A 7,289-nucleotide genomic window follows, 5' to 3' on the forward strand; every position below is an offset into this window, starting at 1 on the left:
CCCGCTTCCGCACCTGGACGCAGGCCGCCGCCGACAGCCGTGATGCTCTTGGCGTAGAGGTGCAGGACCTGTCTCGGCGAGCCGCCGATGATCCCGCCCGACACCTGGCCGAACATGGCACCCCGGTCCGGTCCCGGTACAGGATCCCGTTGATGATCCTGCGGTGACTGCCCCAACGCCCGCCGCGCTGACCAGACTTCGGCAGATGCGGCTTCAACCGTGCCCATTCTTTGCTTGTGAGATCTCCCCACCCCATGGACATGCCAACGAACCAGCAGTCGAACCGTCACATGATCCGCCGGACAGGACCTAGCCACAACGAGATCATTCCACTGTGGCTGAGCCCTCCAGTTGGTCAGGATGGGCTCCGGATGCAAAGGCAAAGATCTCTGGGATCGCTTCCCGTAGGCTGCCGAAGTGACGATGCACCCCTTCAACTGCCGTGGGGGTGTTGACGCCCCACACGGTCATCCCGGCACGCAGCCCAGACTGCACCCCAGAGGGGGCATCCTCGATGACCAGGCAGTCTTTGGGTTCGGCGCCGAGTTGTTCGGCTGCCTGGATATACGGCACCGGTGACGGCTTGCCGTCGGCCACGGCGGCTGCATCGACGACAACCTTCGGGACCGGCAAACCAGTTCGTGCGAACCGTCCACGTACCCGGTGCTCGTAGTTCGAGGTCACGAGCGCCCAGGCCTCGGGATCCAAAGCGTTCAGCAGTTCCAAGGCGCCGTCGAAAGCCGCATATGAGCCAGCCCGCACATCCTCATCCTCCAGCTCATGCAATGCGGCCAAACACTCCTGGGGGTCCCGGTCCGGGACAACCTGCGCGAACGTTTCCGTCGGCCGCGTCCGCAGCGCCACGCGATAGACCTCATCAGGGTCCAGTCCGTACCGCTGTGCCCACGCGCGCCAGACCAGACGCTGATTGTCCAAGGCATCAATCAACGTGCCATCGACATCAAACAGGACATACCTCTTCGTGCCTGGGCAGGCGGGTTCACTGATCACGTCTCGATCATGCCACCAGGCCACCATCCCACCCGTCACAGCACCTAACAGCCCCTCACGGCTCGCAAGTGTATTTACGCCCGCACCCCGGGCTCGCCCGGCGGCTTGTTCGGGCCTCGTGGTGTAGAAGTGCTCAGCGAGCGTCTGGGCGACGGCCACGCACTACAGACCGAGGCCGAGCCATCCGTATAGGCGTGGGTGTTGGGTTTCCGCCGCGCAGGGCGCGTCGCTGCTGGAGCCGAACGCTTCGCTGCTGATGGTCGCCTGGACTTCAGTCGGGTCGGCGATGGGACAGCCGCTGCTGACCGGCTGCATGGCCCACCAAGCGAACAGGCACAGTCCCGCTGTGACGGCGAGGACGACGAGCCGCCGGCGCCGGGCCGTTATGAAAGGCGAGGTCATCCCAGGATGGTACGGATCAGCGTCCAGCCGCGTGGCGCGTCTGCGCCGTGATCGTGCCCCGGCGTGACCGTGAGTTCGATATCGAGGGTGACGCCTTCAGTTGTGGTGAGCGTGAGCCGGTAGGTGCCTGGAGTATTGCCCGCGGTCAATCCAGGTAGCAGTGTGCGGCCGGCTGTTCCTGTGGGTGTGAGTGCCAGTGTGTGCGTCGGCCGGCCGTGCTGGTCTGTGAAGTGCGGTCCCTGCTTCGTGGCGGGCAGGGCGGCAGTGATCTCGGTGCCGGCGATCGGGTTGCCATGCGAGGCACGGCCGGCCGAAGTCGCGCTCCAGTGACGGTAGTCGTACTGGACCGTCACTGTCTGCCCTCGTTCAGCGCCGTTGATGTCACGGGTGGATGTCAGCCTGGACTACCTTCCGGGCCTCTCCCGCTGCTGCCCCTGGGCCTCGGATCTGACGACGGCGACCGCGCCCCAGCTGGTTGCCTCTAGGCCGCCGCACAGTGGATTGTGGGCTCATGCCCGAGGCCCCTGACATCGAGACTGCCTGGATCTGGCTGCTGGAGCGCAGACGGGAGATGCGGGGCGCCTTCGACGACGCGCTGCCGCCTATCGCCAAGGCCGCCTATGAGCAACCTGCGCTGCGCCGCCTCTTCCCTTTCCACACACACGGCACGCTGAAGTTCACGCGCACCGCTCCGCCCTGGGGCGACCCGCCACCACGGAACAACTCCCCCTTCATCGTGACGGGCGGTCCGCCGTACTCGGTGTATAGGGACGGCTATCGCACGCTCCTGGGAGAGACATCAACGGCAGAGGATGCGGTCCAGGTTGTTGTGGACCACCTTCCCGCAGATCTGCGACGCGATTAGAGCCATGGTGCCAGCCGCCCCCTGCCGATGGGCCACGACGATGGAAGCCGCTCCGTCGGCATCGAACCGCTGCCGCCCCTCCCTGTTTGGCATGCACGGGATTATGCACCGCCTGCACCGAGACCAGTGCGGGGTGCGCGGGGCCCATCGGCGCGGGTATCAAAGCGGCAGCATGCGGTTCTCGACTGACCTGGCACGAACGGCGAGTTGGGGACGGGACGTGCTGCGCAATCCGAGGGCGCGGGTTGTCTGGCTCTGTATGGTGCGGGGCTGTACCGGCGAGGTCCTCGTGCGCTGCACGGCTCACCAGTACACCTGGCATCTGCAGGGCTGATCACGACGCGCTGAACTGGGGGAGTGGGGGAGTTGGTGAGTGTGGGCTCGTTGTTTGCGGGGCGGTACGTGCTGGTCGACGAGCTCGGCCAAGGCGCCTTCGGGTTGGTGTATCGGGCGTGGCACATCCGTGAACAGCGGTATGTGGCGGCGAAGATGCTGCAGCAGTCGCAGGCCCACAATCTGTTGCGGTTCGTTCGTGAGGGTGTCCGCCGTGTTGAGCATCGGCATGTTCTGGCTCCCACGGGGTGGCGGCGGCGGATGACAAGGTTCTCATCGCGATGGATCTGGCCGCCGGCGGCACTGTGTCCAGTCTGGTCGGTGACTATGGTCCTTTGCCGCCGCGCTATGCCGCGCTGCTCGTCGATCAGCTGCTGGCCGGTCTTGAGGCGGTGCATGGGATGCGGATCCTGCACCGCGATATCAAGCCCGGAAACCTCCTTCTTGAGGCCACGGGCACGCGGCGGCCGGTGTGGCGGGTCGGGGATTTCGGGCTCGCGCACCAGGACGGTGATGTCCGGATGACGCTGGTCCATCAGGTGATCGGCACCCCGGGCTATATCGCTCCCGAGCAGTACGAGGGCGCCGAGCCCGATCCGCAGGCCGACTTGTTCGCCGTCGGCGTCGTCGCCCTCTACCTGCTCACCGGCACCCGCCCCGACACCCCAGCTCTCGTCCGCGGCTACAGCGCCGACGGCACCCCACCGCCGGAACCCGAGCAGATCCCGGAACCGTGGTGGCAGCTGATCACTCAACTCCTGCACCCTGACCCGCTCCAGCGCCTGGCCACCGCCGACCAGGCGCGCACGGTCCTTGCCGCGATCGTTCCGCAGCTCCCGGAGCCGGACAGCGACAGCACGATCGAAGTCTTCGACCAACTCGCCCCTCTTCCGGAGGGCTTCGGGCCCGAAGGGCCCATCACCGCGGAGCCCTCGGCGACGACAGATGGGGCTGAGGGGACGAGCAACACGACCGCCCGGCTGCGCCGTCCCACGCCGTCCTTCTCCGTCGCAGCCCCCAGGTCCGCCGCGGCGCGCAGGTCGGTTGTCGCACCTGCCGACGGTGCTACCTCGATCACGGCCCGCCTGACCGCACCCTCACCCGCCGCCCCAGAGCCCGTCCCGCCAGCGCCCTCTGGTGGTCTGCCGGCCGGAACGGGCTGGCTCACTGCGCTGGGTCTGCTCTTGGTCGCCGTCGGTATCTGGGCCTGGTTCCAGGCCTGATCACGGGTTCGGCGGATGTCGGCCATGAGCTGACCCGTATCCGGCCGGCCCGGGCCGGCGTTCTCCGGTCTGGTCAGGCGATGACCCCTCGGCTACGCGCCAGGGCGTGGTCGCCCCCATCTCCGCGGCTTGGCACGCTGTGCATCCGTTCTCCGAGGCGTGCGCTTTCATCAGCTGCCAACCGCTCTCCTACGTGGAAGCGATCGGCCCATTCCTATGCCCGTCACCCGAACGGTGCTGGGAACTGCGACTTGGCTGAACGTGCACCCACCGGCCCTGGGATGCCGCTCGCGGCACATGCATCCCGGCTAGCCGCTCCCAGATCTGGCCCGATCGCAGCGCCCCTACGGTCGCCGTGGGGCGACGACGACAGGACCTGAGCCCAAGGCTCTGCATCTCGCGCGTGGTGCAGTGCCACCTCCCTCCCAAGCCTCCAAACGCACTGCGCCTGGGCGTGAGGATTAAGGGCGAGGGGGTCGGCGTGCGCGCAGCACCCGGGTGGCGGCGACGGCAAGGAGGAGCAGTCCGGTTCCGAAGGCTCCGATCGCCACCGTCTTCATGCCGCCGCTCGCGCCGTCCTCCGCTGCCGTGGGCTTCTTCGGCGTGGGTGTGGGCTTGGTGTGGGGGAGTTGGAAGATGCCGGGATCTCCCGCATAGGCGGGCTGGTTGCCGGGCGTGTCCTCGACGGTCAGGCGTAGGGACAGCTTCAGTGGTTTGTTGCCCCAGGTGGGGGTGAGGTTGGGGGAGGCAGTTACTTTCACGTAGTACCAGCCGGGACACCGCATGGCCGCCTGTTGTGCTGTTCGGCTGTCCGGTTGTCGTATGCCACCGCTGGGAGTTCGTCCAGGTCAATGGTGGCGCCTTCGCCGCGGTAGCCGCTCCATGCGGTATCGGCGTGCATCCGGGCCGGGTTATACACCGACACCGACACGGCACTCGCCACATACGGACCCTTACGGCTCGCTGCGATCTCGACGCTGGCCTTCAGCCGCTGTCCCCACCCGATGGGCACCCGGAAGAACTGCGACTGCCCCGGACGGATTTCGCTGATCGCCGCCCCGGTCCGTAGCGGCGCGGCGACAGCGAACCCGCCACCACCCTCGGTGTTCGTGGGGGCGCCGGTGGGCTGCGCGCTCGGCGCGGCCGCCGGCGGACTGGCCGCGCCCTTCCTCTTGAGCGGGGCTTCGGTATCGACCCGCAGGTCCAGCTGCCACGGCGCATCCCCGGCGCTCCGGTTCGACCGGGACACCGCCACGTAATACGTGCCCGCCTGCTGGCGCTTCGCCTCAGCCGGACCGGCGTCTGCGGCGTTGGTGCGGACCGCGGTCAGGGCAAGTGGCTGCGCGAACCCGTCCGTAAATCCCTGACTCTGCCTATCGCAGCTGGTGCCCTCGGCGTCGACGAGGCTGACCTGCAGCGAGTGCATCGCCGTCAACTCACCACCCACTTCAGGAACGGCCACCACCGAGGCATACGCGGTTCTGCGGGCATCGAGATCGATCCGGAAATACACCGGATCACCGCCGGCGAGCGCACTGCGATACGCCGCCCCTTCAGCCAACTGCGGGGCGCCCCCCATTGTTGAACTGCCGGTGACGTTCTGCGCTTTCGTATCGAACCCGTAGGCCGTGGGGACGTTGGCCGTTGCGTACACGAGCGCCGCCCCCGGCGCCGCGCAGACCATGAGAACCCCCGCGGTGCCTGCGCCGACCCATCGCAGGATGCTCCTCCCCGTGGACACACGCCCTCCCTCCCATTAACACCAGTCGCACCAATACCTCAGCACAAGAACACCGCACTGGTGTCAAGCGCGCGAGCTATCCTGCCCGGCCCAGAAGGGAAAGTCTCCCGGACCAGGCGCCAGGACCTCCGACGCCCCGAGTGAGAAGCTTTGTGATCTTAGGCCTGTGACTCAAGTTCACTGGTGAGGCTCTGATCCGATGGCTGGCAAGGAGTGGCCGCACGGCCCCGTCGGAGCACAGGTGATCATCCTCAACGATGCTGACGAGCTACCCCTGCGACTTCGCGCCGGCGAGCCGCGCATCGCCTTCCCGGCACCTGCCGCTCGCACCGCGGCTTGGCGCAGGACACTGCTCGCATAGGGTCAGTGGGAGCATTGTCGATGGGCTTCTTCGCTGTGTCCGATTGTGAGGTATTGATGTCTAGGTTGTTGGATTCCTGTGAGGCGAATGTATCTGCGAGTTATCGGCTGCTCGGGTTGCACGACACAACTATGGGCGCGGAGATGTTCGACGATCATGCGGACAGAACGAAATGGCTACTTCCCGGACCGGGGCTGGTGTATCTGCAGACGCCGCCGGAGGTGACGACAGTAGCGATACGTCTGGAGTCGTGGACTACCGCGCCGGCGCCGCCGCCTGGGCCATGGGCGGGGCAGGAAGAAGCCGACGTGGACCTTCCCGAAGGCGAGCTGCGCCTGCAAGCGCCGACCGCCGGGCCGTGGGATATCCCGCTGGTGTTGCCTTCGCCGGGTACGTACCGGATGCGCTGGCAGTGGGTGTTCAACCCGGACCTAAGCCCAATCACTTCTCCGCTGAAGGGCTGTGACGACGCACTCTATAATCCTCGTGGCCATGAAGCCGCCATGGGTGACAGGGACCAATACTGCTTGGTGCAGGTTTGGCGGATCGCTGTTGCCTGACCCGCGTCGACGCGAAAGCAGGGCCGTCCGGTAATGGGACGGCCCTGCTGTTGTGCTACTGGAGTACCACCGCGGGAATATTAGTCACCGATGGTGATAGTGAAGGCTTCTCCGTCGAGGATTCGGTCATTTTGGTACCAGGCATTCAGGCGGTAGCCCGCCTCCTGGTTTTCCTCCGAGTTGATATAGCGGACGGAGAAGTCGTTCATGTACTGCTCGCCGTCGTACATGTAGCGGGCAGCGCCTTCGGCGGTCGAGCCGAACGGATACTCATCGCAGTCCTTGCCCGTCGCCGGGGCACCGGGCGTGTTCTCGTTGCAGTCCCGCTTGCGGACCTTGTCGTTCTCGTCCTGGCGAAGCCTGGAGGCCGATCCAGCCGGCCCAGCGAGACGGTGCAGCGGGTCCAGTGGGCTTGCTCCAGGCAGCTTCTTCCCGGTCTTAGACGGTGTCTCGATTGGCGGTAGGTCGTTGCTTCGGGCATGGACATAGTTGAGCGGCTCGTGCCGGACGGACTGTGGGAGATCTTCGAGGACGTGGCGCCGGAGCCGCCGGTACGCGTCCAGGGCGGAGGCCGCCGGCGATGCGATGACCGGGCGGTGCTGGCCGCGATCGTGTTCGTCGCGACCTCGGGTTGCGCCTGGCGGCAGCTGCCACCGGTCTTCGGCGCCTCCTGGCAGACGGTGCATCGGCGTTTCACGGACTGGTCGCGGGCGCGGGTATGGGCCAAGCTGCACCGCGTCGTTCTTGATCGGCTTGGCGCGAACGGCGAGTTGGACTGGTCGCGCTGCGCGAT

10 protein-coding genes and 1 pseudogene are annotated in these 7,289 nt (G+C 66.6%); 4 read left to right on the top strand and 7 right to left on the bottom strand.

The window, feature by feature from the left end:
* Positions 1 to 115: 115 nt before the first annotated feature.
* The 4 genes and pseudogenes from BLT97_RS38830 to BLT97_RS37665 form a co-directional block, all read right to left on the bottom strand.
* Positions 116 to 256: pseudogene (locus BLT97_RS38830) on the bottom strand (transposase); the annotation flags it as partial.
* A gap of 68 nt (positions 257 to 324) precedes the next feature.
* A complete protein-coding gene (locus tag BLT97_RS36455; protein ID WP_176954024.1) occupies positions 325 to 1,011 on the bottom strand; it encodes an HAD-IA family hydrolase in 687 nt (228 codons plus the stop codon).
* Positions 1,012 to 1,173: 162 nt separating this feature from the next.
* On the bottom strand, positions 1,174 to 1,413 hold the full coding sequence (locus BLT97_RS36460) for a hypothetical protein (protein ID WP_093618244.1): 240 nt from the start codon (positions 1,411 to 1,413) through the stop codon (positions 1,174 to 1,176).
* Positions 1,410 to 1,766 carry a hypothetical protein gene (locus BLT97_RS37665; RefSeq protein ID WP_143041449.1) on the bottom strand — a complete coding sequence of 119 codons (357 nt, stop codon included), beginning with the start codon at positions 1,764 to 1,766 and terminating at the stop codon, positions 1,410 to 1,412. The genes BLT97_RS36460 and BLT97_RS37665 overlap by 4 nt, the downstream gene beginning before the upstream one ends.
* Positions 1,767 to 1,924: 158 nt before the next feature.
* Here BLT97_RS37665 and BLT97_RS36465 point away from each other — a divergent pair, with 158 nt between their 5' ends.
* On the top strand, positions 1,925 to 2,278 hold the full coding sequence (locus BLT97_RS36465; protein ID WP_093618246.1) for a DUF6193 family natural product biosynthesis protein: 354 nt from the start codon (positions 1,925 to 1,927) through the stop codon (positions 2,276 to 2,278).
* A 581-nt stretch (positions 2,279 to 2,859) separates the two neighbouring features.
* Entirely contained in the window at positions 2,860 to 3,834 is a 975-nt protein-coding gene (locus tag BLT97_RS36470) for a serine/threonine-protein kinase (protein WP_245769745.1), read from the top strand.
* A 461-nt stretch (positions 3,835 to 4,295) separates the two neighbouring features.
* Here the strand turns inward: BLT97_RS36470 and BLT97_RS37670 are convergent, their stop codons facing one another.
* Positions 4,296 to 4,595, bottom strand: coding sequence for a hypothetical protein (locus BLT97_RS37670; protein WP_176954025.1), 300 nt, complete (start codon positions 4,593 to 4,595; stop codon positions 4,296 to 4,298).
* Positions 4,592 to 5,575 carry a hypothetical protein gene (locus tag BLT97_RS36475; protein WP_093618248.1) on the bottom strand — a complete coding sequence of 328 codons (984 nt, stop codon included), beginning with the start codon at positions 5,573 to 5,575 and terminating at the stop codon, positions 4,592 to 4,594. The genes BLT97_RS37670 and BLT97_RS36475 overlap by 4 nt, the downstream gene beginning before the upstream one ends.
* A 381-nt stretch (positions 5,576 to 5,956) precedes the next feature.
* Here BLT97_RS36475 and BLT97_RS36480 point away from each other — a divergent pair, with 381 nt between their 5' ends.
* Positions 5,957 to 6,496 carry a hypothetical protein gene (locus BLT97_RS36480; RefSeq protein ID WP_093618250.1) on the top strand — a complete coding sequence of 180 codons (540 nt, stop codon included), beginning with the start codon at positions 5,957 to 5,959 and terminating at the stop codon, positions 6,494 to 6,496.
* 80 nt (positions 6,497 to 6,576) lie between these two features.
* Here BLT97_RS36480 and BLT97_RS38340 read toward each other — a convergent pair whose 3' ends face one another.
* Positions 6,577 to 7,083 carry a NucA/NucB deoxyribonuclease domain-containing protein gene (locus tag BLT97_RS38340; RefSeq protein WP_245769748.1) on the bottom strand — a complete coding sequence of 169 codons (507 nt, stop codon included), beginning with the start codon at positions 7,081 to 7,083 and terminating at the stop codon, positions 6,577 to 6,579.
* On the opposite strand from BLT97_RS38340, the gene BLT97_RS38835 reads away from it, so the two are divergent.
* The coding region (locus BLT97_RS38835; RefSeq protein ID WP_143041343.1) for a transposase at positions 6,976 to 7,289 on the top strand (314 nt) is incomplete at its 3' end. The genes BLT97_RS38340 and BLT97_RS38835 overlap by 108 nt on opposite strands.

It is taken from the genome of Streptomyces indicus, assembly GCF_900100315.1.
GTDB classification, from domain to species: Bacteria; Actinomycetota; Actinomycetes; order Streptomycetales; family Streptomycetaceae; genus Streptomyces; species Streptomyces indicus.